The 25407-nt window shown below is 48.4% G+C and carries 21 protein-coding genes; 14 read left to right on the forward strand and 7 right to left on the reverse strand.

The window, feature by feature from the left end:
- The first annotated feature begins 344 nt into the window (after positions 1-344).
- The 6 genes from sufC to RQP50_RS04145 all read left to right on the forward strand — a co-directional run bounded on the left by sufC (position 345) and on the right by RQP50_RS04145 (position 6666).
- Positions 345-1127 carry a Fe-S cluster assembly ATPase SufC gene (sufC, locus tag RQP50_RS04120; protein WP_021254151.1) on the forward strand — a complete coding sequence of 261 codons (783 nt, stop codon included), beginning with the start codon at positions 345-347 and terminating at the stop codon, positions 1125-1127.
- Positions 1128-1167: 40 nt separating this feature from the next.
- Entirely contained in the window at positions 1168-2484 is a 1317-nt protein-coding gene (gene sufD, locus RQP50_RS04125; RefSeq protein ID WP_315743457.1) for a Fe-S cluster assembly protein SufD, read from the forward strand.
- Positions 2481-3707 carry a cysteine desulfurase gene (locus tag RQP50_RS04130; RefSeq protein ID WP_315743459.1) on the forward strand — a complete coding sequence of 409 codons (1227 nt, stop codon included), beginning with the start codon at positions 2481-2483 and terminating at the stop codon, positions 3705-3707. Before sufD ends, RQP50_RS04130 begins: the two co-directional genes overlap by 4 nt.
- Entirely contained in the window at positions 3694-4116 is a 423-nt protein-coding gene (gene sufU, locus RQP50_RS04135; protein ID WP_065292100.1) for a Fe-S cluster assembly sulfur transfer protein SufU, read from the forward strand. The genes RQP50_RS04130 and sufU overlap by 14 nt, the downstream gene beginning before the upstream one ends.
- 41 nt (positions 4117-4157) lie before the next feature.
- The gene (sufB, locus tag RQP50_RS04140) at positions 4158-5555 is read left to right on the forward strand and encodes a Fe-S cluster assembly protein SufB (protein WP_021252192.1); all 1398 of its coding nucleotides are present in this window, start codon (positions 4158-4160) and stop codon (positions 5553-5555) included.
- Positions 5556-5955: 400 nt separating this feature from the next.
- Positions 5956-6666 (forward strand): polysaccharide deacetylase family protein, encoded by a 711-nt coding sequence (locus tag RQP50_RS04145; protein ID WP_051249834.1) that lies wholly within the window; start codon positions 5956-5958, stop codon positions 6664-6666.
- 194 nt (positions 6667-6860) lie between these two features.
- On the opposite strand, the gene RQP50_RS04150 is transcribed toward RQP50_RS04145, so the two are convergent.
- The gene (locus RQP50_RS04150; protein WP_315743465.1) at positions 6861-7931 is read right to left on the reverse strand and encodes an HD-GYP domain-containing protein; all 1071 of its coding nucleotides are present in this window, start codon (positions 7929-7931) and stop codon (positions 6861-6863) included.
- Positions 7932-8162: 231 nt separating this feature from the next.
- Between RQP50_RS04150 and RQP50_RS04155 the strand changes: the two genes are divergently transcribed.
- The 4 genes from RQP50_RS04155 to yfkAB all read left to right on the forward strand — a co-directional run bounded on the left by RQP50_RS04155 (position 8163) and on the right by yfkAB (position 13962).
- Positions 8163-8987 carry an undecaprenyl-diphosphate phosphatase gene (locus RQP50_RS04155; protein ID WP_315743466.1) on the forward strand — a complete coding sequence of 275 codons (825 nt, stop codon included), beginning with the start codon at positions 8163-8165 and terminating at the stop codon, positions 8985-8987.
- Positions 8988-9285: 298 nt separating this feature from the next.
- Positions 9286-10380, forward strand: coding sequence for an HD-GYP domain-containing protein (locus RQP50_RS04160; RefSeq protein ID WP_072731501.1), 1095 nt, complete (start codon positions 9286-9288; stop codon positions 10378-10380).
- A gap of 102 nt (positions 10381-10482) precedes the next feature.
- On the forward strand, positions 10483-12729 hold the full coding sequence (locus RQP50_RS04165; protein WP_315743467.1) for an MMPL family transporter: 2247 nt from the start codon (positions 10483-10485) through the stop codon (positions 12727-12729).
- A gap of 69 nt (positions 12730-12798) precedes the next feature.
- Positions 12799-13962, forward strand: coding sequence for a radical SAM/CxCxxxxC motif protein YfkAB (yfkAB, locus tag RQP50_RS04170; RefSeq protein ID WP_021252186.1), 1164 nt, complete (start codon positions 12799-12801; stop codon positions 13960-13962).
- A 47-nt stretch (positions 13963-14009) separates the two neighbouring features.
- On the opposite strand, the gene RQP50_RS04175 is transcribed toward yfkAB, so the two are convergent.
- Positions 14010-14990, reverse strand: coding sequence for a YpdA family putative bacillithiol disulfide reductase (locus RQP50_RS04175; RefSeq protein ID WP_072731499.1), 981 nt, complete (start codon positions 14988-14990; stop codon positions 14010-14012).
- Between the two features lie 215 nt (positions 14991-15205).
- Here RQP50_RS04175 and RQP50_RS04180 point away from each other — a divergent pair, with 215 nt between their 5' ends.
- The 3 genes from RQP50_RS04180 (at position 15206) to RQP50_RS04190 (ending at position 17789) form a co-directional block, all read left to right on the forward strand.
- A complete protein-coding gene (locus tag RQP50_RS04180) occupies positions 15206-15916 on the forward strand; it encodes an HAD family hydrolase (protein WP_072731498.1) in 711 nt (236 codons plus the stop codon).
- Between the two features lie 153 nt (positions 15917-16069).
- Positions 16070-16621 carry a delta-aminolevulinic acid dehydratase gene (locus tag RQP50_RS04185; protein WP_315743470.1) on the forward strand — a complete coding sequence of 184 codons (552 nt, stop codon included), beginning with the start codon at positions 16070-16072 and terminating at the stop codon, positions 16619-16621.
- Between the two features lie 118 nt (positions 16622-16739).
- A complete protein-coding gene (locus RQP50_RS04190) occupies positions 16740-17789 on the forward strand; it encodes a S66 family peptidase (RefSeq protein ID WP_315743472.1) in 1050 nt (349 codons plus the stop codon).
- Between the two features lie 62 nt (positions 17790-17851).
- Here RQP50_RS04190 and RQP50_RS04195 read toward each other — a convergent pair whose 3' ends face one another.
- Genes RQP50_RS04195 through RQP50_RS04215 form a run of 5 tightly spaced genes read right to left on the reverse strand, consistent with a single transcriptional unit; the run spans position 17852 to position 24066 of the window.
- Positions 17852-19018 carry a YheC/YheD family endospore coat-associated protein gene (locus RQP50_RS04195; protein ID WP_072731496.1) on the reverse strand — a complete coding sequence of 389 codons (1167 nt, stop codon included), beginning with the start codon at positions 19016-19018 and terminating at the stop codon, positions 17852-17854.
- Between the two features lie 24 nt (positions 19019-19042).
- Complete coding sequence (locus RQP50_RS04200) at positions 19043-20149, reverse strand: YheC/YheD family endospore coat-associated protein (RefSeq protein ID WP_315743476.1); 1107 nt, start codon at positions 20147-20149, stop codon at positions 19043-19045.
- On the reverse strand, positions 20146-21522 hold the full coding sequence (locus tag RQP50_RS04205; protein WP_072731490.1) for a YheC/YheD family endospore coat-associated protein: 1377 nt from the start codon (positions 21520-21522) through the stop codon (positions 20146-20148). Before RQP50_RS04205 ends, RQP50_RS04200 begins: the two co-directional genes overlap by 4 nt.
- Positions 21519-22685 (reverse strand): YheC/YheD family endospore coat-associated protein, encoded by a 1167-nt coding sequence (locus RQP50_RS04210; protein WP_315743478.1) that lies wholly within the window; start codon positions 22683-22685, stop codon positions 21519-21521. The genes RQP50_RS04205 and RQP50_RS04210 overlap by 4 nt, the downstream gene beginning before the upstream one ends.
- Before the next feature lie 13 nt (positions 22686-22698).
- Complete coding sequence (locus RQP50_RS04215; protein ID WP_072731487.1) at positions 22699-24066, reverse strand: YheC/YheD family endospore coat-associated protein; 1368 nt, start codon at positions 24064-24066, stop codon at positions 22699-22701.
- A 152-nt stretch (positions 24067-24218) separates the two neighbouring features.
- Here RQP50_RS04215 and RQP50_RS04220 point away from each other — a divergent pair, with 152 nt between their 5' ends.
- Positions 24219-25397, forward strand: a complete 1179-nt coding sequence (locus RQP50_RS04220) for a DUF445 domain-containing protein (protein ID WP_072731486.1) — start codon at positions 24219-24221, stop codon at positions 25395-25397.
- Positions 25398-25407: the final 10 nt, after the last annotated feature.

Here is a 25407-nt window from a genome sequence, read left to right on the forward strand (position 1 = left end):
AATGGCGGATACAAATTTCGATACGTAAATGAAAATCATATAAGCGCATCCTGAAAAGGGTGCGCTTTTTACTGAAATTATATATAAATTGGTAAAACGATGATGCTCTAGCTAATAGGGCGCTTTTCTATAGAAATAGGGGGCTGTTATGCAAGAGGTATAAAGAGAGAGGACAGGGCGCTGGTTGATTTATACAAATGATTGTTTTAAAATTATATTGAGAATCAATGATAATCATTTTATAATGATTATAATGTGATAAATCTTATAGCGTGGATAAAGATTACTTGTTCTTTCAGTATACATCTTTTCTACAAATCCATCAATCTGGAGGTTACAACACAATGTCAACTCAATTCGTCATTAATGGTTTGAAGGCGACCATTGAAGGTAAAGAGATTCTGAAAGGAATCAACCTTGAAATGAAGGGCGGCGAGGTACATGCTATCATGGGTCCTAACGGAACTGGTAAAAGTACACTCGCTTCTGCTTTGATGGGGCATCCAAAATATGAAGTAACAGAAGGTTCTGCTACATTGAACGGTGAAGATTTGCTTGAGATGGAAGTTGACGAGCGCGCTCGCGCAGGTCTGTTCCTTGCTATGCAATATCCAAGCGAGATCGCAGGTGTAACGAACTCTGACTTCTTGCGCAGTGCCATCAATGCACGCCGCGGCGAAGGCAACGAAATCTCCTTGATCAAGTTCATTCGCCAAATGGAAGGCAAAATGAAAGAGCTTGAGATGAACGAAGAGTTCGCTCATCGTTACTTGAACGAAGGCTTCTCCGGCGGGGAGAAGAAGCGCAACGAAATCTTGCAAATGATGATGCTCGATCCGAAAATCGTAGTATTGGACGAAATCGATTCCGGTCTGGATATCGACGCCTTGAAGATCGTTGCAAATGGTGTAAATGCGATGCGCAGCGAAGAGCGCGGATTCTTGGTTATTACGCACTATCAACGTTTGCTGAACTATGTGAAGCCTGATTTCGTACACGTTATGATGCAAGGCCGCATCGTGAAATCCGGCGGACCTGAACTGGCTGAGCGCCTTGAGGCAGAAGGCTACGACTGGGTGAAGGAAGAACTCGGCATTACAGACGAAACAGTTGGACAAGACGAGTAATTCATTCTAGCAAACGATTGACAGGAGGAGCGATAGACCGATGAGCACGAATACGACATTGCCAGTGAGCCGTGAAGCGGTCGCAGCGCTTTCGAGCCGCAAGAGTGAGCCGGCATGGCTTGCTGAATTGCGCTTGCAGGCGTTGGATCAAGCAGCGGGACTGGATTATCCGATATTTGAGAAAACAAAAATTGAACGTTGGGACCTAAGTGCATATGGTGAACATGTAGATGGTCAATTGGCATCTACATTTGCTACTATTCCAGCAGAAGCTCGCAATATTCTAACAGGGGATGAGTCTTCCGAGCAGGTTGACAACGTGCTGGTTCAGCACAATTCCAGTGTTATTTATCGTCAGCTGCAAGCTGAATTGGCAGCGAAGGGTGTTATCTTCACAGACTTGGAGACGGCTGTTCGTGAGCACGAAGACTTGGTGAAGCCTCATTTGATGCAAGCTCTGAAGGCTGATGAGCATCAATTGGCAGCTGTACATGCTGCAGTATGGAATGGCGGCGTATTCTTGTACGTGCCTAAAAATGTAGAAGTGGATATTCCGCTTCAGGCTGTATTCTATACAGACAATGCAAAGGCTACATTTGCACCGCATGTGTTGATCGTGGCGGATGTGAACAGTCGCGTGAACTACGTAGACAACTACGTATCTGGATCTTCTTCTGATGCTTATGTCCATAATGGTGTAGTAGAAGTGTTTGTTAAATCCGGTGCGAAGGTAACTTATGCATCTGTCCATCATTTGGATGAGAAGGCTACGGATATCGCGATTCGTCGCGCAATTGTTGAGAATGACGGCCGCATTGAGTGGATTGTTGGTGAAATGCACAACGGTAACGCTGCGTCCGAGACGAACTCGATCCTGAAGGGGAACGGTTCTACTTCCGATACAAAAGTAATATGCGTAGGAAATGGCGAGCAAAAGCTGAACATTACGACGAAAGCCGTACACTTCGGCAAGAGCTCTGACAGCCAAATGATTACGCGCGCGGTTATGCGTGAATCTGCTTCCTCGATCATCAACGGAATTACGAAGATCGAGAAGGGAGCAACAAAAGCGAACGGTGAGCAAACCGAGCGCGTGCTCATGCTGAGCCCGAAAGCTCGTGGTGACGCCAACCCAATCTTGCTTATCGATGAGGACGATGTAACAGCGGGTCATGCTGCTTCTGCTGGTCAAGTGAACCAGGAGCAAGTACATTACATGATGTCGCGCGGTATTGCTCGTGAAGAGGCGGAGAACTTGATTATCCGCGGTTTCTTGGCGCCAGTTGTAGCTGAGCTGCCAAGTGAGCACCTGCAGCAATTGCTGAAGCGTTACATCGAAAGGAAGCTGGGACAATGATTGGACGCGAGCTTCGTGAGCAATTTCCGATCCTAAATCAGGAAATTAATGGTCATCCGTTGGTGTATTTAGACAGTGCGGCAACTTCACAGAAGCCGAGGTCCGTAATTGATGCGATACAAGCGTATTATGAGAAGGACAACTCGAACGTACATCGCGGCGTCCATACGCTCGGTTCCCGGGCGACAGACGCTTACGAAGGTGCGCGGGAGAAAGTTGCCCGGTTCATTAATGCGGCACGCACGGAAGAGATTGTGTTTACACGCGGGACGACATCTGCGCTTAATCTCGTTGCATCGTCCTATGGACGCAGCGTATGCAGGGAAGGCGATGAAATCGTAATAACGCAAATGGAACATCACAGCAATTTCATTCCGTGGCAGCAGGTCGCGAAGGCGACAGGGGCTGCATTGAAATTTATCCCGATGCAGGAAGATGGCACACTCTTGCTGTCTGATGTGGAGCAGACGATTACAGATCGGACGAAGATTGTATCGATTGCTTATGCATCCAATGTACTCGGAATCGTGAATCCAGTGAAGCAGATCGCGGAGATTGCACATCGTCACGGTGCTGTAATCGTAGTTGACGGCGCACAGAGCACGCCGCATATGAGGATCGATGTTCAGGATCTGGATTGCGACTTCTACGCATTGTCAGGGCATAAAATGTGCGGACCGACTGGAATCGGGGCATTATATGGGAAGATGGCGCTGCTTGAGAAGATGGAACCAATCGAATTCGGTGGTGAAATGATCGATTTTGTCGAGTTATATGATTCGACATGGAAGGATGTCCCTGCTCGATTTGAGGCAGGAACACCGATCATTGCGGGGGCTGTTGGACTTGGCGCCGCGATTGATTTTCTGAACGAAGTAGGGCTGGACAATATTCATAAGCATGAAATGCAACTGGGCGCGTATGCGGTCGAGCGCTTGTCTGAGATTGAGGGACTCTCGATCTACGGCCCTCGCAGCGAACGGATTGGGCTGGTTACATTCAATTTGGATGATGTCCATCCTCATGATCTAGCTACTGTTCTGGATGCGAAGGGGATTGCGGTACGTGCCGGACATCACTGCTGCCAACCGCTTATGCGATGGCTTAAGGTAAGTGCTTCGGCGCGCGCAAGTTTCTACTTGTACAACACGGAAGCAGACATTGACCGGTTGGCGGAAGCCTTGCGGGAAACGAAGGAGTATTTCAGCGATGCAATTGGATGATCTGTATCGTCGAGTCATCATGGATCACTACAAGAAGCCGCGAAACCGCGGCACGTTCGAGGATGACACGGTTACGGTTGACCTGAATAACCCGACTTGTGGAGATCGCATATCACTGCAGCTTAAGCTGAATGATGGCATTGTTGAGGATGCCCGATTCACAGGCGAAGGCTGCTCGATTAGCATGTCTAGTGCGTCAATGATGACAGAAGCGGTTAAAGGTAAGACGTTGGAGCAGGCACATGAATTGGCTGAGCGATTCTCTGCCCTGGTTAAAGGCGAGGACGCTGCGTTTGATGAATATGAAGATATCGAGGCTCTGTCCGGCGTGAACAAATTCCCGGCTCGCATCAAGTGTGCGACATTGGCTTGGAACGCGCTGCGCAAAGGGATCGAGAAGCCTGAATAGGCGATCAAGTGCGAGGTTCGCACGAAGGAGGTACAACAACAATGGCGAAGAAAATGCCTGAAATGGAAGAATACAAGTATGGCTTTCGCGATAATCACCAAGCAGTCTTCCAATCCGGTAAAGGGCTGACGCCGGAGATCGTTACCGAGATCTCCCGTATTAAGGGTGAGCCTGACTGGATGCTGGAATTCCGCTTGAAGTCGCTTGAGCAATTTAACAAAATGACAATGCCTCGTTGGGGCGGCGATTTGGATGAGCTGGACTTCAACGACATTCAATACTATGTGCGTCCTTCTGAGAAGCAAGGAAAGACATGGGAAGAAGTTCCGACTGAAATTAAAGAAACATTCGATAAGCTCGGTATTCCGGAAGCGGAACAGAAGTTCCTTGCCGGTGTATCTGCTCAGTATGAATCTGAGGTTGTCTATCACAGCATGCAGAAGGATCTCGAAGAGCAGGGCGTAATCTTTATGGATACGGACACAGCGCTTCGTGAGCATCCGGAGATTTTCCGTGAGCACTTCGCATCTGTTGTTCCTCCAGCGGACAACAAGTTCGCTGCCTTGAACAGTGCAGTATGGTCGGGCGGAAGCTTCATCTACGTGCCTAAAGGCGTGAAGTGTGAAATTCCGTTGCAAGCTTACTTCCGTATCAACTCCGAGAACATGGGTCAGTTTGAGCGTACGCTGATTATCGCTGATGAAGACAGCTTCGTGCATTACGTTGAAGGCTGTACAGCGCCTATCTACAGCACGAATTCCCTTCACAGTGCGGTTGTTGAGATTATCGTGAAGAAAAATGCGCGTGTTCGTTATACAACAATCCAAAACTGGGCGCCAAACATCTACAACCTGGTTACAAAGCGTGCCGTTGCAGAAGAAAATGCGAACATGGAGTGGGTTGACGGGAACATCGGCTCCAAGCTGACTATGAAATACCCAGCTGTCATCTTGAAAGGCCGCGGAGCAAAAGGCTCTGTGTTGTCCATTGCGGTAGCAGGTAAAGGCCAGCATCAGGATGCGGGTGCGAAGATGATTCACTTGGCTCCAGATACAACGTCGACAATCATCTCGAAATCCATCTCGAAGCATGGCGGTAAGGTTTCGTATCGCGGCTTGACTTCGTTCGGTCGTGATTCTGATGGTGCAAAATCAAACGTAAAATGTGATACATTGATCTTGGATAACGAGTCTACGTCCGATACGATTCCATACAACGAGATTCGCAATGACAATATCCAACTGGAGCATGAAGCGACTGTATCCAAGGTATCCGAGGATCAGCTCTTCTATCTGATGAGCCGCGGCTTGTCTGAAGATGAAGCGACTCAAATGATCGTTATGGGCTTCATCGAGCCGTTCACGAAGGAGCTCCCGATGGAATATGCCGTTGAGATGAATAGATTGATCAAGTTCGAAATGGAAGGCTCTATCGGTTAATGACTGCTTCTGCAGTCTGCCAATCGGCCTAACCTTCATAAGATTGTAGTCAGATACGTGCTCATTTGTTTGCTGTACATGGTACAGCAGGCAAGAGCACGTATTTTTTTGTGTGCTGATAGGCCTTATTGCGTTTCATTCCTCATTGTCTGTTCCCGTTTTTGCTGCATCCGCATGGTACACCCCAAATATGGCATACTAATCCCTATGCTGATGTTCAACTTGCTTGCAGCGGGTTCGCATCTATGTATTTCACTACGCAACAGGAGGATTGGAAATGGTGGACCCTATCCAACAGGAGCGAAAGTTGCGGCACATTCGTCGCAAGCACAGATTCCGTATCATGATGTTATTAGGCGGTATGGTAGTATGTCTACTTGCACCAGCCAATGCACATTCCATGTCCGTAGCATCACAAATCGACGCCCATCATGAGAGTGCGCCAGCTCGCAGAGATCGTGCCTATTATGAAGGGCGAGGAGATATCGTCTGGGAAGTGCCGTCTGCCGGCAAGCGGATTGCACTCACCTTTGATGATGGTCCTGATCCAACCCGCACTCCGGTTATCTTAGACCTGTTAAAGCAGTATAATGCCAAGGCTACCTTCTTCGTCGTAGGATGGAGGGTAAAGTCGCACCAAGAATTAGTGAAGCGCACAGTTCGTGAAGGACATGAAATTGCGAACCATACGTATCATCATAAATATTTTCGCAAGGGTGTAACGAAGGCCGAAATTGAAGAGGAAATTATGAAGGCGCATCGAGTGATTGAAGAGGTAACAGGTACGCCGCCTCAATTGTTCCGGCCACCTGGCGGGTATTATAATGAGCGGCTTGTAGAAATTGCACGGGAGAAGGGGTACCGCGTTATTTTATGGTCGTGGCATCAGGATACGAAGGATTGGCGTTCTCCAGGAGTAGATCGAATTGTCAATAAGGTGCTTGGACATGCAAGAAACGGTGACATCGTACTGATGCACGACTTAGTAGAAGGAAGCACACAGACCATTCAGGCACTGAAGAAAATACTGCCCGAATTGAAGCGGCGGGGCTATTCATTTGTCACCGTTTCTGAATTAATGGCGCACCGTGTCAAGGCGAAGACTTCCTAAGTTCATGTGCCTATCAGGCTAGAAGGGCGTGCAATGGCTTGACTGATCGCATCGGACAGAACAGCGAACTCCTCAATCGAGAACGTGTCCTCTCGGCGATTCGTTTCAATATGTGCTGAAGCGAGCGCTCCTGTCAGTCTGTCCCACAGCGAAAGGCACCATAAGTGTACGCATCATCATGTCATGTCAGTAAGTTACATGTACACTTCTTCAATATGAAGATCGCGGCATTGTGTCAAATCAACGAAACGATTATCAATTTGCACGAGCGGCCGGAAAAATTCAGTCTGATGATTCATGATGATTGTTCCGGTTCGCCCGTCGCTTAGGCGTGCCTGCTTATGGATGAAGTTAGGCAGCATATGGCGAATGAAGGTATGAACAATGTGGGGATCAAGTCCGCTGTAGCTCATCGAATCAAGCTCTTTCAGAACCGTAAATAAATCCTGCTTGTCCCGATAAATTCGTGTAGACGTCATGGAGCTATACACATCAGCAACTGCGATGATACGTGCTGTCGGATGGATCTCCTGCTCAGCAGCACCATAAGGGTAACCGCTTCCATCTAAGCGTTCATGATGCTGGAGGGCTGCCATCGCGAGCCAATTGTCGCTATAGGAGGAACGGATGATTTCATAGCCGATCACAGTATGCGACTTCATCTCTTCGAACTCCGAGCTCGTCAGCTGTCCAGGCTTGAGTAGGATCGACTTGTGAATGCGACTCTTGCCGATGTCATGCAGAAATCCTGCCTTGCATATGCGCTCCGCATCCTCTTCTCCGTAATGCATCCACTTGGCCAAATAGTAAGACAGCATGCCGACCTGTACGGAATGCTGGTACGTATAATTATCTTTCGAGTCCAGCAGAAGCAAGAGGGATACAACATCACGCTGCTTCTCCATCTGTTGAATAAGCGGTGTGATGGACGATTGTACAAGCTCATCCTGCAGAAATCCGTGCTGGATAACATCCTGAAAGATGCTCTCCACATTTCGAGTTGCCTCCATGTAGCCTTTCTGCATTTCCTCATGAACGATATGATTTGAACTTGGCGGCACATTGATCTGGGGTGGGGATACAGCCTCTTCATCGGTGAGTGGTCTTGCTTCGATGTCTACCATATCCATGTGATGACGAATAAGTAGGGCGATGTCCCTATGCTTCATAACGGTTCCAGCAGACAGAACCAACAGCCCTCTATCATTGAAAATATCCTTCGTGAGAATGTCCCCTTCGTGAATTTGCGTGACATGAATCCGCACCAAATGTCTCACCCTTCTAGTCATTTTGTACTACATGTATCATTTATCATATCAAAGCCAGTCACAAGATAACAGTAACATTTTCCAGGAAAATGTGAAGAATTGGTGCTGAAATGTTCCCTCTGCTCGTATACAAAGAACAAGATACTTTGTCCGAACGTGAAATGCTCGCAATCATTCAAATCATCATGCTGAGTATTTCTACGTATGGGGGAAATGAGGGGTTTAGCCATGTTCTATGTCATTGTTGCAATTGTACTGGGCATCGTGGAGGGACTGACAGAATTCATACCTGTCTCATCAACAGGTCATATGATATTGACGACGAAGCTGATGGGGATTGAGGAGCAGGCCAACTGGCTCAAGACATTCGAAATTGTCATTCAATTGGGGGCGACCTTAGCCATGACGGTTGTGTATTGGGATCGCATATTGGAGATGCTGGGATTGCGCAAGCGAACCGTACAGCAAGGTCATGTCATCTGTCCTCGTCTGAATCTGCTTCATGTCATTATTGGAATAGCGCCTGCATTAGCGGTGGCCTATATAGCGAAAGACCATATTAAGCAATTATTTGACAGCACGGAAGCGGTGTTATGGGCGCTTGTAGTCGGCGGTGCATTTATGTGGTTCGCAGAATGGTATGGGTCTCGCAGACAACCCTCGGCGAACACGATCGATGAAATTAGTTATAAGCAGGCCTTTTCAATAGGACTCTTTCAAATATTGTCTGTGCTGTGGCCAGGGTTTTCCCGATCAGGCTCTACCATGTCAGGTGGTATGTTGAGCGGTGTCAGCTACCGGGCATCTGCTGATTTTTCCTTTCTTATTGCGATTCCCATTATGTGTGCGGCAAGCGGCTATGAACTGCTCCAAAATTATAAGATGTTTACACTCGATATTTTCGCTTTTTTTGTACTTGGTTTCTTAGTATCCTTTGTTGTAGCCTATGTGATTGTTGTTGCCTTCCTCAAGCATATTCAGCGGATTAAGCTTCGTCACTTTGCGATATATCGCTTTGTTCTCGCAGCATTATTCTGGTACTTCATGATGTAGCAGATATTAGATATTGAACATTCATGAATATCTCTGTGTGAAGTTCTGAGTATTTCTGATAGGATCATTTCGAGGCATTTAGAATGTCAGTAAATTTCAGAAGTATGCAACAGTTGTGTGCTTTTATTCATCCAATTTACTTGGAAGGTGGAGAAGGGCGGGAGTGAAATCTGCCATATTTTCTACGTAAACAAAGGAATGTACGGTAGTGACTCGCTAGTCTAGCGAGAATTTGATATGATTAATTCGATGCATTTTAAGTGAATGTAAATATCATAACTTCAGGGGTTGACTCTGCTTGCGATGGGTACCTATACAAGCGTGCCGAGCTGGCATGCGATTAGCAAAACAAATATATAATGAAGAAGGTCTAGTGCTGCTCAAGGAGCAAGTAGAGCTTAATACCGCGTATATTCAGCGCTTGGAAGCGATGGGCGTATCATACGTATATGTAGAAGATGATCGGACAGAAGGTATTCATGCGCCGGATGTGTTGAGCGATGAGACACGAAGGCTGGCTAATATGACGATTCGCAAGCAATTCAAGCAATTGATTGATGAAGCCATGACACGGAAGCGTGCTGCCTCGAATTCTACATTGAATCGCGAGTTTTTCGATGTATTGGATGCCATCATTGGCGATTTGTATGGCAACCATAAGGCGATGGTAATGCTGAATGATATGCAGACAACTGATCATTATTTGTTTCGACATTCCCTTAATGTGTGTGTATATACGACCCTGCTAGGACTTCATCACGGATATCCCCGCAATGAACTGCGGACATTGAGCATGGGGGCGCTCCTTCATGACATTGGCAAGACGCAGATTAATCTCGAAGTATTGAACAAGCCAGGTTCGTTGTCTGATGCTGAATTTGCACATATGAAGCAGCATGCGGAGATAGGATACCGCATGTTGAAGGATGAGCCGAACATTCCGCTTCTGGCAGCGCACTGTGCTTATCAGCACCATGAGCGGTTGAACGGTTCTGGCTATCCGCGCGGCATTAAGTCGCCGGATATTCATGAATATGCGAAGTGGATTGGGATTACGGATTCATATGATGCGATGACAACCCATCGTGTATACCGTAAGGCAATGCTTCCACATGAAGCACTTGAAATTTTGTATACCGGATCAGGGACACAATACGAGCAAGGTATGCTGGAATTGTTCAGAGACCGTATGGCTGTCTATCCGATAGGAATGTCCATTCATTTGAATACAGGCGAGACATGCGTTGTTGCCCGCATTCATGCTGAGTGTCCACAACGACCAGTTGTAAGAGTACTGTACGACGCTGATGGCAATCCATTGAAGACCCCTCATGAGATCGATCTATCCAAGAAACTCCACGTTATGATCGTGGGCTATCACGCAGCTGATTAATGAGCGCGTAGGCAACACACAACGAAGCAAGTAAGCTCAGCACTTATTCATTATTATCATATTCCCTTTATTCAGTCTACAAGTGAGCAGGGGGTTCAACACGTGAGGGAAACAGCCAGAACAGGTTGGTTGTGGCACTGGGGAAAGTGGATGTATCGTTGGCGTCATGGGGTATTGATCATATGGACGCTTCTATTTGCAATGGCTTCGATATTGGCTATACAAGTGCCTTCCATGCTTAAGGATAATGGGTTTACGCCGACAGGAAGCGAATCTTATGTAGGATATGAGCTGCTGCGTGATGGGCTTGGTCTCTCTTCTACGACGATGGATATTGTCTATGAGAGCAGCGACGGCAGGTCGCTATTGACGAAAGAATCGATACAGCAGATTGAACGTTCCCTTACTGAATTGAAGCAGAATTCATCCGTCGGTGACGTTCAGCTGCGGACTCAGGATAGAACGGGAGTGCGTAGCGATGTAGTTGCTGCACATGTCCGTCTTAATATGGATACGGATGAAGCGCTGGATCGATATACCGATCTGCGTAAGCTTATTTCCGACATCCCGTTCGCGAAGGCCTATGTGACTGGTGCGACACCGGTCTACTATGATATTCAGACTGCGAGCAAGAACGATATTGTGAAGTCGGAACTAATCGGATTGCCAATCGCGCTGATCGTCTTATTGTTCGTCTTCGGAACATGGCTTGCGGGATTCCTTCCGCTCATTATCGGGCTGTTCAGTGTGACAACTACGCTCGGAATTATTTATGGAATTGCTCAGCTAACAGATACGTTAAGCAATTTTTTGCCGAATATGGTGTCCATGTTGGGACTAGCTGTTGGCATTGATTATGCGCTCTTCATTGTAAGCAGATTCCGAGAGGAACTTGCCAAGCAATCTTCTGTTGAGCAGGCTGTCGCCATGACGGCGCAGACCGCGGGCCAGTCCATTTTATTTTCTGGTGTTGCGGTGCTGATCGGCTTAATTGCTATGCTGTTTATTGATTTATCCTTGTTCCGCTCGTTGTGCATTGGTGGAGTTATCGTCGTCATGATGTCAGTTATAGCGGGGAACACGCTTCTTCTGTCACTATTAAGTGTACTCGGCGATAAGGTGAACAAGTTCCCTATCATTCCTGCCCGGTGGAGAAGTGCGGAGAAGACGAGTGGCAGTGAACTATGGAGCCGTATTGCGCATGGTGTGATGAAGCATCCCGTAGGGATCGTTCTGCTGCTCACAACTGCATTGGCTGCTTGTGCATGGCCGATAGGCAGCATGAAGATTGGGATACCGGATGCAGAGATGCTGCCGCCGAAGTACGAATCGCGCTACGGTGCAGAATTGATGAGAGAAGCTTATGATGAGCAGGCGTTGAATCCAATTCAAATCGTTGTGGAGACGGACAAGCCCTATTCTTCTATCGAGACGATACAAGCGATTCAAGGGCTAGCATCCCGTATTCAACTTATAGAGGGTGTACAGCGTGTTGATAGCTATGTGGATGCATTAGCTCAGTTGAATATTACAGGAGCTGAAGCGCAGGCAGCGGCGTTGTCCCGCCCAGAAGTTCGCACACAGATGGAGGCGAAGCTGCCGCTTCGTGACAAGATGCTTGTGGTGCAAGTGATTCTGAGGCCTGACATGAAGGGTGATGCTGCGTTCAAGGTAGTGGACGAGCTGCGTCAGATAGATTCAGGTTCGGGATTGAGCAGGAAGTATGTAACCGGAGGGCCAGCGGTTCAGCATGATATCATTGAACGCATCACGGCTGCGCTTCCGTATGTGATCGCGTTTATTTTTATCGTGACCTACATCGTGCTCTTCGTCGCATTCCGCTCGGTTCTTCTGCCGCTGAAGGCGGTCATCATGAACATGCTGAGCCTTGGCGCAAGTCTTGGCATTGTCGTCCTTGTCTTCCAGCATGGCTATTTAGCTGATCTATTGCATGTAACGTCAACAGGAATGGTGGTGGCGATGCTTCCTGTCATCATTTTTTGTGTCGTGTTCGGCATATCTATGGATTATGAGGTGTTCTTGCTGTCACGGATTGCGGAAGAGTATGATCGAACGAAGGACAATGAGCACAGCACCGCTCAAGGGCTGATGAAGACAGGCAGTATTATTACAAGTGCTGCTTTCATCTTGATTGTTGTTGTTGGTGCGTTTATTTTCACCGATAACGAGATGATGAAGGCTATCGGGCTTGGGCTTGCAGTATCTGTATTTTTGGATGCAACACTCATACGTGTTCTGCTCGTTCCTGCATTTATGAAGCTGATGGGGCATGCCAATTGGTGGGTCCCAAGCATGTTTCGACGCAAGGAACGGCGAAGTATGCTATAAATAAGTAAGCAATTATTTTCTGCAATAAAGATTGTAAGCAGGCAACTAGAAAGTTAGGTGGAATGAATCATGAATCAATTGCAAGCGGAGAAGGCAGCGAATACGGAGCAAAGAGGAACAGTAGGTCTTAAAACAATTAGTCCAGCCTACGATCCATGGGATCCGATTCGTTCTTTGCAGCAATATGGCCGTCATCTATTGACGAGTGTGGAAATGACTGTGGCCCAGGCATGCAATATGCGCTGCGAGCACTGCGCAGTAGGACACACACTCGTCGCAAATGAGCCTCCCAAGCTGCCGCTTGATCTAATGCTTCAACGTCTTGAAGAGGTTGAGCACTTGGAGACGATAAGCATTACCGGCGGTGAGCCGATGTTCCACGAGAAGACGGTCAAGGAGTATATCGTTCCTCTGTTAAAATACGCACGTGAGCGCGGGGTACGTTCCCAGATCAACTCGAACTTGACGATGGACATGCGCAGATACGAGATGGTTGCTCCCTATTTGGATGTCATGCATATTTCATTCAACTACACATGTATGGAGGACTTCCATGCAGTCGGCTTCACGCACAGCAGCCACGAAGTCAAATCTGGGGCCGCAGGTCGACTGTATGAGCGCATGATCGAGAATACACGCAAGCTGAGTGAGGCAGGCATGTATATTTCCGCGGAATCGATGGTCAACTATCGGACGCATGACAAGTTAAGCGAAATTCATCAGATCATCGATGAAATGGGATGCAAGCGACATGAGGTTCACCCGATGTACCCGAGCTCCTTCGCGGAGAACTTGCCGGTGCTTCCAATCGAACAATTGCGTACCTCTATTCATCGGTTGCTGGATACTCGCAATAAGGACATGTGGATGTTGTTCGGCACGCTGCCGTTCTTCTCCTGTAATTCGAATGAGGAGGATCAAGCGCTGCTCCGCCGCCTCCATAGGGAACCAATGGTGACTGTGCGCAACGATCCGGATGGCCGCAATCGATTGAATGTCAACTTGTTTAGCGGGGATATCTATGTTACGGACTTTGCAGATATTCCAGCGTTCGGCAGCATCTACTCAGGCAAGCTTGACGATACATTCAATGCTTGGCTGAATGAACATCCGCTCTCCAGAACGGTGGATTGCCATTGTCCGCAAGCATCCTGCTGCGGGCCGAACTTGCTCGTTGCGGATATGTACTATCGAGGTGTTAATTTCAAAGAACGGACAGCGGTGATGTCTTAGTTCATCCATAAGGAAGCGGGTGGGTTCATTGTACCCACCCGCTTCTCTTAACGGGATTGCTGCTCCAAATGATTCGCAATCAGCTTACCATGATGGCGGCCAGACTCTATAAATATCTCATTGGCATCCCGGCCTGATGAGATGACTCCAGCTACATACAATCCAGGGACATTCGTCTCCATCGTATCAGGATCGAATATCGGTTTCTCGCGATCGCTCTGCAGCTCAATTCCGCTAGCAGTCAGCATCGTTCGATCCGGTCTGAATCCGGTCAAGGCGAGGACGAAGTCGCTTGCGATGACATCCGTGCCCCCCTCATTACGCTCAATATGAACCTTATCAGGTTCGATGCCTACAACTCGAGAATGATAGTGCATGTCAATATGTCCCTTCGCGATCATACTCTCGAAAATGGGACGTACCCATGGCTTAATATGAGCAGTTAACTCATCACCGCGGTATACAACCGTCACCTTAGCTCCAACTCGCATAAGTTCAAGTGCAGCATCAACGGCTGAATTGTTGCCGCCAATAATAACAACATTCATCCCGGCATAAGGGTGAGCTTCTTGGAAATAGTGCGATACATGCGGAAGTGTCTCTCCTGGGATCCCAAGCATGTTCGGATGATCAAAATACCCTGTTGCAATGACTACATAACGCGCGCGGTGCGAGCTGGATAAGCCGCTGCGTGTCGTAGAATGGACGGTGAACGTGCCATCCTCTTCTTTGTGAACGTGCTTTACTTCTTCATAAGATCGAATTCGCAGCTGATATCGCTCCGCAACTTTGCGGTAGTAGACAAGTGCTTCATCCCGGTAGGGCTTGTCGTGCGGGCTGGCGAATGGCATGCCGCCGATCTCGAGCATTTCCGGTGTACTGAAAAATTGCAAATGGGTAGGATAACGATATATTGAGTTCACAACACAGTGCTTCTCAATGATGAGCGGATTCATACCAATCCGTTGTAATTCTATAGCAGCGGACAGTCCACATGGACCCGCGCCGATGATGATCGCCTGTTCCAATTGATTCGCCTCCGTATGACTAGTTGGTTGCTGTATAATCCAGTGCCTAGTATATTCAACATCCTTATCATATCGAACGTGAAGAGAATTGGCTATCCTCATCCTGACATATTGATTACAAAACATTTACAATATTACTAATGATTCGACGATCGATGTTGTGTACAATGATGTATAGTCTGTGCAATGTCAACCATAGAATTGGAGGGAAAGTAATGACTACAATTTCTGACGTATCTCGTACTGCGAGTACTTTGAAGCGCCCGGAGGCGATGATTTTTGATATGGATGGAACGCTGTTCAAGACAGAGACGTTGTTGATTCCGGCGTACCACAGAACATTTGACCAGCTTCGCAATGAGGGACTGTTCGAAGGGCCAACCCCGCCGGAGGAGCGCATCTTAAGCTCTCTTGGTATGCTGCTTGCAGATATTTGGGAGCGGGTTATGCCAGAGTCCAGCGAAGAGGCAAGACTGCGCGCAGATGATCTGCTGCTCGAAAATGAGTTGAAGGGCTTGCAAGAGGGTGGGACGGAGCTGTACCCGCAAGTGGAGGAAACACTTGCCAAATTGCGAGAAGCTGGTGTAAAGTTATTTGTGGCAAGTAATGGGTTGGAAGAATATGTGCAAGGTGTAGCTGCTGCGCACGGATTGACCGAGCTATTCACGGAGCTGTATAGTGCTGGAGGCCGGCAGACTTCGACGAAGGTGGAGCTTGTAGAGCTTCTGTTGAAGGAGCATGGTATCTCCTCAGCATGGATGGTTGGTGATCGCTCTTCAGACGTGGAGGCCGGCAAAGAAAATGGACAGACGGTTATCGGCTGTCAATATGCAGGTTTCGGTGCGGACGAAGAGTTGAAGGGCTCGGACGTTCTTATCCATAACTTCGATGAGTTGCTGGAATTGTATGCTTCATCGGAACAATAACAACAATTAACAATTACTGAAGGGAAGACAATAATGAAGAAGTAACGTAAGCATGTACCGTGGTGGGCCAGGCCGCCTCCATTGTTCATAGTAGTTGAACCAACAATGCGTTCGCGCGTAACTACTATTTAAACAATATGGAGGCTGATTGGAATGAGTAAACCTGAGATGAATGTTGCTATCGTATGTGGACCGGATTGTGATATGGAGACGCAAGCGCTTCGAGCTACCTTGGAGTACTTTGGAGCTCGGGTGTTCATGTATTGGGTAGGAAGACCGAATGACTTTATCGATGTATTATCCGGCAAGGATCTGTTCCCTAATACGGATCTCGTCATTTTGAACTTTCATGGCGACGAGGGCCGCTTTGTGATGCCTGAGATTGGGGACGAGGTATATGAGGAAGGGGAGCCGCGTGGTGATTTCGGCAGCGAGGCAGTTAGGCAATTTGCCAAGCTCGATGGCCGGACGGTCGTCTGCAACGGATGTGATCTGGGCAATAAGGAGATGGCCGAGGCATTCTTGGATGGTGGCTGCCAGACTTATATTGGGCCTGATGATTATCCATATGGGAACAGCACGTTGATGTTCGTCACCCGTTTCTGTTATGAACTGATCCAGAACAAACGAAGCGTTCAGCAGGCTTATGAACTCGCTCGTACCGCGGACGAAGATACGATGATGTATCAACTGTATACGAAGTAAGAGAGGAGATGCCGCACACTTGTGCGGCATCTTTGCTATGTATGTGAACATAAATAGGGTTGACCCAAGTGGTGAGTAGGGGTAAGATGGATGGAAAACTTTAGGGAGGCGGGGATGAATGATTCGTATGATGAAACCCAAAAGATTGAAGCAAGGCTCGAAACTTGCGGTGATATCTCCATCGAGTGGACTCCCATACTTATTTCCAGAAACCTTCGAGCTTGGGCTGAGCAACCTGCGGGAGATGTTCGGATTTGACATCATCGAAATGCCGACAGCTAGGATGGAGCCGACTGAATTGTATCGCTATCCAGAGCTGCGAGCGCAGGATATCAACCGATGCTTCGGTGATTCAAGCATCGACGGCATCATTTGTTCCATTGGCGGTTATGAATCAATTCGAATATTGCCCTATTTGGATACTGAAATCATCATGAACAATCCAAAGTTCATTATGGGATTTTCCGATGCAACAACGTTCCTCTCGTACTTGAATCAGCTCGGAATGATCACCTTCTACGGCCCATCAATATTGGCGGGAATAGCCCAATTGAAGCATCTGCCTGAAGCGTATTCAGAGCATCTTCGTGATTTCTTCTTCTCGGATCAATTTCCCTACAACTATGCTCCATATCGTCGGTGGACCAACGGATACAAGGATTGGGGCAATCTCGATACACTTGGAGAGTGCCAGGAATTTTACCCTAATGGGGATGGATGGAGGTTCTTGCAAGGAAGTTCTGTCCAGCAGGGTGAAGTATGGGGCGGCTGTATTGAAGTACTGGAATTTATGAAATCGACAACGTACTGGCCTGATCCATCGTTCTGGGACAATAAGATTCTCTGCTTCGAAACTTCTGAGGAGAAGCCTTCACCGATGCATGTAGGCTACATGCTGCGCAACTATGGGATGCAGGGTGTGTATGAGAAGGTGAAGGGAATTATATTCGGTAGAGCCAAGGACTATAGTGAGGAAGAAAATAAACAATTGTACGACATTATCGTCAATATTGTAGAAGGGGAATTCGGTGCCGGAGATCTGCCAATTGTTGTGAACTTCGACTTCGGCCATACGGATCCGAAGCTTATCTTGCCATTAGGCGGAAGAGTGGAGCTTCGCCCTCATACCAATGAGGTAGTGCTTCTCGAAAACCCATTTCGTGACTAGATGCGAACAACCCACATCACCGTATCCATAGGTACGCGCGATGTGGGTTGAGCGCTATTATTTTATTTCTGGTCTTTACCGGATGAGAGTGCTCCTTCAACAATGGAGATAGCCGCATCTCCTTGGCGCTTCCCCTTCTGGCGATATAGCCATGATGCATATTCCATTGGCCGTGCGATTGCATTCCGATAAGTATCCCGATCCCCGATTCGATGGAACACTTCCCGTGCAGGCTTCGGATTTACTTCGAGCAGCCATACTTGCCCCTTGCGGTCGATCGCGAGATCCAGTGCCAATTCACATAAGGCTCCATATTTCTCTTCTAGGAACTGTGCGATCTCGAGACTGATCCTCTCTGCGTCATCCTTCACTTCTGCAATTCGATGCTCATCGCCTATCCATCTGCGGAGCAGTTCATCCATCCGAACCGCCTCGCCGCCGCCATGCAGGTTGGACGTGATGCTTTTATTTGCTCCAACCCGACCCGCACAGCCTGTCACTTCCCATTTGCCTTCGCCATTTTTTTGCACGAGCATGCGATAATCATGCACGCGTCCGTTCGGCAGCTTCAATGCAATCCCTTGTTGGACGAGATAACGGTCTCTAGCTCTCCAGGCAGCCAGTTTCCTTGCTAGTTGGCCAATCGTGAGCTTCTGCGGACGAATAATCCGGCGCTGATGATCACGCCCTTGTACGAATACGGTGGTGGGATTGAGAGACGAACGCTCGATACGCATAATGCCCCTTCCACCTGTACCGTTTATCGGCTTTAAATAGATTAAGGAATGAGAGCGCAGCATACTCTGCAGATCCTGCATTGACTGATATAAGCGGGTAGTTGGCAAGTGCCCCTTGACCGAAGGGACGGTCGACAGCACCTGGTGAATCGTCCATTTGTTGCGCAGCGGCCGATTTAAGAACAGCAGGTGATTGTACTTGCTGCGGAATCGGCGAAGCTGAGTGAAGCGATGGCTGTTTTGGAGACGGCATCGATCAAATATCATATTCGGAAAACGCGTCCATTTCCGTGTCCAGCGCCTCGTTTCTGGATGATAACACATGGCGTGAATGCGTCGGTGTTGGTCATCAACATCCTGTGGAGTGAACACATACACGTCGAGTCCTATTTTTTTGCCGGCAGTGATCATGCGCTGATAGATGAGGCGCTCTTCCAGATGCTTTCGTTCATTCAAGTATAGCGTCAATATACCGAGTGTCGGTTGACTCAAGCTGTATCACCTTCTTCCCGTCCCTTATCCGCCTAATTTGGCAAGATATTGGCAGTATTGAAATATACGCTCGAGCGAACGTTGGCGGATATGAGGCTCATCGAACTTCATCGGTTTGGCATTTGCTTCGAAGAACCAAATGCTTCCGCCAGCATCGACACCTAAATCCATAGACATCTCTCCATGTAGATGCCCGGATGCACGCTCGATCTGTCTTGCGATAATCAGCGAAGCATGTCTGGCACGAATCATGATGCGCTTAGATTGCTCATTACCGAACACAGAGATTAAGAGCTTCTCCGGGTCGTCTATACTACCGCCGCGAGGCACATGTGTCGTAATGCTCATTGTACCTGCGACACGTGCGCCCACGCCTGTAACCTCCCATTGTCCCCGGCCGTTCTTCTGAATCAGGACACGAAGGTCGAAGGGGCGACGATTGCTGGCAGCAAGTGGAATGCCTTGTTGCACAATATAGTCGTGAGCGCCGGCTTCCTTACGGATACGGCTCCAAAGCTTTGAGATTGTAGCGCATTTATACGATACGCTCTTCTTTTTTTCCTGGATCTTCAGACGGTACTTGAGTGCCTTGGTATGATTCACGCGAAGAGTCATAATCCCTGCGCCTGCTTTGCCGGATTCCGGCTTCAAGAACAAGTAAGGATGTTTATGCAGCATTTTACCTAATGCGGCCGAGGTTTTCAGCCGTCTGGTTGAAGGGATATACTTTTTCGTAATTTTTGATTTTTTCAGCCATTCGAATAAGTGCCATTTATTGAAAAAGTATGGGTTGAACAACTTGATCGAAGGATGTGCGAGCACCTCTTTAATCTTGCTGCGAACCGCTGGAAGACTCTCATCCTCACGAAGGGGGATGCGATTATAGATAACGTGCGGAAGCGGGAACCACTCCTGCTTCCACACATTATTCTCATAGGAATAACCGATGACACGCTTCGCGTGAAGCTTCAAATCCCGAACTGTTAGAAGAAAAACAGTAAACCCCATTTCTCTCCCCTTTTTGATAATATCAGCAAAATTATCTCGGTTGCCGCGGAAGTACTCTCTGTCATCATCCATCGTTAGAATTGCAATGACAGGTGTTTGTGCTGCTTGTTCGTTCCCACTCACGTGATCTCCCCCCTGCGGAATTTGCTTAGGTACAGGCAGTGATCCAAGATATGTTCAATGGAAGCTTGCCCTTCATTCTTAAGGGAAGGGTGCTTGAATATCGAGCGTCCCGGCTTCGCATTTGCCTCGAACATCCAGACCTGCTCATCACGGTCAATCCCAATATCGAAGCCAAGCTCTCCGATCAAATGCGGATGATTGCGCTCAATTGCTTCCGCCAACTGGATTGCGATCTTCCTCGCCTTGTCGAGCACTTCGTCTGAGCGTTCTCCGAATGCACGTTGAAGTGCCTGGGAAGGAGTCATGAGTCTACCGCCATTTTTGACGTGAGTGGTTACACTGCCTTTGCCGGCCTTCTTGGCGCCTATGCCCACCACCGCCCACTTGTTATCTCCGTTCTTATGCATATGGAAACGGAAATCAATCGGACATCCGTCGATCTCGATAAGACGAACGCCCTGTTGAATGACATAATTGCGTAGGCTGCGTCCGTGTCTCGCTTCGAGCATGCGCATCAGACTGGAGAAGGAGCGGAAGCGAAGGAGTACGTTCTTGCCATTTGAAGTATACCGGGCGAAGAACCCCTTCTTCGGCAAGTAGGTCAGCCGATAGATACCGATGCCAAGACTGCCTCCAGAAGGCTTATAATACGCAAACTGATGTCGTTCCAGCATGGTTCGGATTGTGTCTGATGATGGATTCATGATGGATTCAGGAACATGCTGATTGGCTTCTAATTCATTCTTGAGCAGGGCATATACATCCGATTTATTGAAGAAGCTCCAGTTGAAGAACGGGATTTTTTTGCGTGTGAACCGTTCACGAAGCGTATTGTAAGAGCCGGATGTTTCGGCACGTCTGCTAGGCAAGCGGTTGTATACGACATCAGGCAGCGGTACGGTTCGCCTTATCCAGCCCCCCGAAGGACCAAGAAAATAGCCAAGCACCGTATCGTTATTCCAATTAATGTCGCGGGGAGCGAATGCGAACACATATGCTTTCTTATTGCCTGTGCGAAGGATCTGTCTAATAAATCCTGTACGGCTGCCGAAGGGAGTTGAAGATGAGCGGGACGTTCCGTCAGACATTATGCCAATGAGAGGGCCGATATGAATGTCGCCTTCAGCTTCATTCAGCAGATATACAGATCCAGATTTAGGGACGCGTACGGCTGAGCGTAATCCTGCCGTTACATAGAGATGCTTGCCGGGCTTCTGGATCGGTCTGACTGAAGCTGGAATGATCGTCTTTCCGAGCCTGAGCCGTACCGATCTTTTGCCGGCAAGTTTGAGCTGTTTTAATAAGGAGTTGGATACATATAAAATTTTTTCGGAATTTGGCGTCAAATGGACGTTGCATACCGTCAAACTCATGAACTGACCCTCCTAAGGTACCGAACCAACACATGGCGTGCGTACAAGATGGGATTTTCCACTGATTGCAGGGCAGCTTCGTATTCTTCGGTGTGTCTGAATACGGATCTGCCAGGTTTGGAATTGACCTCGAGCAGCCAAGGGCGAGCCTTGAGGTCAATTCCATAGTCGAGGCCGATCTCGCTTATTCGCCCATATTGGGCTTCCAGAAGCGGTGGAATGTATTCGCTGTACGTACTCAGTTGTTCTATAAGCCGATGAACATGATTCGGTTCGAATTGGCTTTCCAAGAATGGTATGACCGAGACGGCGCGACCGCCTCCGTGCAGATTAGATGTGACGCTGTCAGGCTGGCCGACCCTTGCTGCCATACCGGTTAGAACCCAATGGCCGTTTCCGTTTTTTTGCATAAGAACACGGACATCGAACGGCTCTCCTTCTTGGGTAACCAATGATAAATAGGGTTGTATGACAAATCTGCGCTTGCCGACAAATTGTTCGATCCAAGCGAATCCTTCCTGAGGCCGGGAGAAGCTGTGTTGTATGGGATGATTATCGTCGTCCCTTCCACGAAGCTCCAAAGTGCCGGGAAGAGCAGTTGATATCGAATCAGTCTTCTCCTTATCGTTGTCGCGGTAGCGAACATGCAATGTAGACTTTCCATGAGTGCCGCCATGTGGCTTCAGAAATAGGCCGCCATGATAACGATTCAACAGAGCTGCGAGACTGGAGATGCCTACGTACAACCGAGTGGGAGGCAGTATAGGAGACAGGGATGAATCCTTGCGCATTGAACGATAGATATCCCATTTTCCTCGTAAGCCGATGCCGAGAAGCGTGACGTTCGCCAACTGCTTCATACGGGTGATGGCAGCTTGTGTTTTACGGTATTGCTGCGGATTGCTGTAGGAGCATCTGTCATAAGCGAGCCGGGGAAGGGGGAATGTACGCCGTTCCCATCCTGACTTCCCATATACAAATGCATGAACGGTGCAGTCACCCCAATGTATCCATAACGGGGAGAACACGATAACACGGATACCGTGCTTACGACCGGCAATACAAAGTTTGCGGCAGTAGTCCGCTTCCGCAAATGGCAGCGTTCCTGTGCCTTCACATTGCAGAACGCCAAGCGTCAGCGCAGAAGGTTCTGACATGTTCATTGCTGCCACCTCCTTAGATCCCGGTTAGAAATCGAGAGTAATCCACGATTTTGCGCACAGAGGGCCGTATTTTTCGATCGCCTAAAGGCGTGTTGTCGTTTTTGGATGGTTTGGAATTGACCTCGAGGAGCCAGACCTTCCCCGAGTTATCTACAGCAAGATCGATGCCGAGCTCACCGAAATGAGCGGGAATATAAGTGTCTACACCTTGAGCGATGTCAAGTGCAGCTCGCCTCAGCCGTGCACTTACATCATTCTTCACCGAAGGAGGCAGGTTCGTACGGAATATGGCTTCCTTCACGGTACTGAGTGAGCCGCCGCGTGCCAGGTTGGATACAAAGTGCTGATTGCTCGCAATGCGGGCGACGATCGAAGTGATCGTCCATTTGCCGGAAGCGTTCTTCTGGACGAGTGCTCGGAAATCCACCGGACGCCTACTATGATCGATTAGCGTCAGTCCCTGCTGAATTTGGTAGTGGTTCGTTTTCAACTTGCCAGATAAGCTGGAGAAGACCTTAGTAAGACTGCTAAACTGCTGTCGTTTTGTTCCGTTTAAGGTGGAATATAAGGCTTGATAACTGTGATCCGGGAGCCGGGTGATGCGAATAATGCCTTTGCCAAGGCTGCCGCGTGCGGGCTTTAAGAACACAGTGGTATAACGGCTGCACATGCTTTTTAAGGTGGAGAAGGTACGGAGCGAGTAAGACTCCGGCAAATACTTGGATAGCTCTGCATGAGGTCTGAGTGCTTCGAACACTTCTGTTTTATCCAAGAATTTTTCATTGAAGACAACGGACTGATATCGCGATTTTACTTCTTTCATAAAATGCTGTACGCTAGGTTTGTTCTCCAGCTTGCGTGACGTCAATCGGTTGTTGATAATATCCGGTATCGGCATCGTAACTCGTTGCCAGCTACCATTGGTATTGACCCACGCTTTGACGTTGTGGAGGTCTTGGATATGATCGGGTGTGAAGAAGCATACCCATGCTCCTTGGAGCTGGCATGCATCGACCAATTCCTTGCAGAAAGAGGTAATAGAACCGAATGGCTTATCCGGCATGCTCGGATAATCACGGCTTACTAATACACCAATAAGCGGTCCAAGGCTCAAGATTTGGCTCGATGTCTTGTAGGCCGCACGCAGTGACTGGCCGTTCGTCAGCCCCATCTTTCGTGCAAGTGAGTGATTCATTCGTAGCCCGTCGAAGCGGGAGACGGATATTACTGTCACGCGCTGCTTGAAGGAACCGAACTTCAGAGTCAGCGGCTGGTTGACAGGAACCTTCCACAGCTTGACATAAGCCTCTCCCAACATGAGCACATCGTCTTGCAAGAGGCTGGAGCTGATCAACTGGAGCGTCACTTTTGATTTAGACATGGAGGTTCTCCTTCCAACAACAACTTGCAGTCATTCATACGATCCCATCTGCATGGGTCGATACAGATAGACCGTATACGTTAATTCATCATATGAGGACATATTTCCCTTGGTGATTGACCTATTGAAGGAAATAAAAAGGGGGAATAGACATGCCGGTATGGCTGTTTATCAGTTTTAGTGTTGTCGTTGCTGCTATCGTAGGTGGGGTTACCAACCATTTTGCGATCAAAATGCTTTTTCATCCGCGCAAAGCCATGTATATTGGCCGCTGGCGCATACCATTTACACCAGGACTTATTCCGAAGCGCAGAGAGGATATTGCCGCTTCTTTCGGTGACGTTGTAGCCGAATATTTAGTTACAAGTGATGGGCTCCGTACGATGCTGAATAGGCCCGATACTCGTGAGAAGGCGACAGAAACGGTTCTGCGCATGACTCAGAATTGGTCGGAAGATGACAGAACGGTCAAAGAGTGGGCGGTCAAGTTGTTTCCGGATAAGGAATGGGATGAGATTCGGGATCAATCTGCGCATCGATTGCAGGAATGGACGGCAAATGGGGTTAAGAAGTGGCTCGAGGGGAAAGGCTGGGATGAGCGCCCTCTGATTGAATGGCTTCCTGAAGGGTGGGAGCAGTCATCTGCGAAATGGGCAGACAAAGCCGCAGCTGTGATGCTGTCATCGTTCGAGAAGGAATTGACCTCGTTGCAGGGACAACTGCTCATGACGAAGCTGGCGAAGGATGTCATTGATCGTGCCTCAGGTTTCTTTGGCGCTATGGCAGCGATATTTGTGGATGAGGATAAGCTCGTAACCAAGATGATGCCTGTGCTCGTCGAACAGCTTCGCTCGCCTAAAGTTCGCGCGACCGTTGCAGGTTTCATTTTATCGAAACTTGGTGAATGGCTACAAGAGACACCTGCTCAGATTGTTCGCTCGTGGACGGATATACCCGAAGAGACGAATTCCCTTGATTATATTGCGAGCCAAGCCGCTGCGATGATTCAGTGGCCGAAGCGGATCGATCGACTTGGCGAGATTCAGCCGGCGCATCTGGTTGGCAAGTATGAAGCAGTGTGGAGCGGCTATATTCCACGAGCTGTGGAGGCAGCATTTGCGCTATTGGATCGCAATCTGGACGCTATTGTTCGCGCAGCCCGCTTGCAGGAAGTGGTACGCACTCAGGTGGAGCAATTCCCGATTGAACGTCTGGAGACGATCATTTTAAGTGTGTCGGGCAAGGAGTTCCGAGCAATTACATGGCTGGGGGCTTTGCTTGGAGGTATTATTGGATTGGTGCAGGCTTTTGTTCTGTTAGCTGTCGGATAAACGTCATATT

The sequence above is a fragment of the Paenibacillus suaedae genome (assembly GCF_032337355.1).
Classification (GTDB): domain Bacteria; phylum Bacillota; class Bacilli; order Paenibacillales; family Paenibacillaceae; genus Paenibacillus_B; species Paenibacillus_B suaedae.

Coding starts and splice junctions, on each gene's coding strand:
- RQP50_RS04190 (WP_315743472.1), top strand. CDS start 16,740: ATGATTCGTATGATGAAACCCAAAAGATTGAAGCAAGGCTCGAAACTT.
- RQP50_RS04220 (WP_072731486.1), top strand. CDS start 24,219: ATGCCGGTATGGCTGTTTATCAGTTTTAGTGTTGTCGTTGCTGCTATC.
- RQP50_RS04155 (WP_315743466.1), top strand. CDS start 8,163: ATGTTCTATGTCATTGTTGCAATTGTACTGGGCATCGTGGAGGGACTG.
- RQP50_RS04210 (WP_315743478.1), bottom strand. CDS start 22,685: ATGAACATGTCAGAACCTTCTGCGCTGACGCTTGGCGTTCTGCAATGT.
- RQP50_RS04185 (WP_315743470.1), top strand. CDS start 16,070: ATGAGTAAACCTGAGATGAATGTTGCTATCGTATGTGGACCGGATTGT.
- sufC (WP_021254151.1), top strand. CDS start 345: ATGTCAACTCAATTCGTCATTAATGGTTTGAAGGCGACCATTGAAGGT.
- RQP50_RS04205 (WP_072731490.1), bottom strand. CDS start 21,522: ATGAGTTTGACGGTATGCAACGTCCATTTGACGCCAAATTCCGAAAAA.
- RQP50_RS04145 (WP_051249834.1), top strand. CDS start 5,956: ATGTCCGTAGCATCACAAATCGACGCCCATCATGAGAGTGCGCCAGCT.
- RQP50_RS04215 (WP_072731487.1), bottom strand. CDS start 24,066: ATGTCTAAATCAAAAGTGACGCTCCAGTTGATCAGCTCCAGCCTCTTG.
- sufD (WP_315743457.1), top strand. CDS start 1,168: ATGAGCACGAATACGACATTGCCAGTGAGCCGTGAAGCGGTCGCAGCG.
- RQP50_RS04180 (WP_072731498.1), top strand. CDS start 15,206: ATGACTACAATTTCTGACGTATCTCGTACTGCGAGTACTTTGAAGCGC.
- sufB (WP_021252192.1), top strand. CDS start 4,158: ATGGCGAAGAAAATGCCTGAAATGGAAGAATACAAGTATGGCTTTCGC.
- sufU (WP_065292100.1), top strand. CDS start 3,694: ATGCAATTGGATGATCTGTATCGTCGAGTCATCATGGATCACTACAAG.
- RQP50_RS04130 (WP_315743459.1), top strand. CDS start 2,481: ATGATTGGACGCGAGCTTCGTGAGCAATTTCCGATCCTAAATCAGGAA.
- yfkAB (WP_021252186.1), top strand. CDS start 12,799: ATGAATCAATTGCAAGCGGAGAAGGCAGCGAATACGGAGCAAAGAGGA.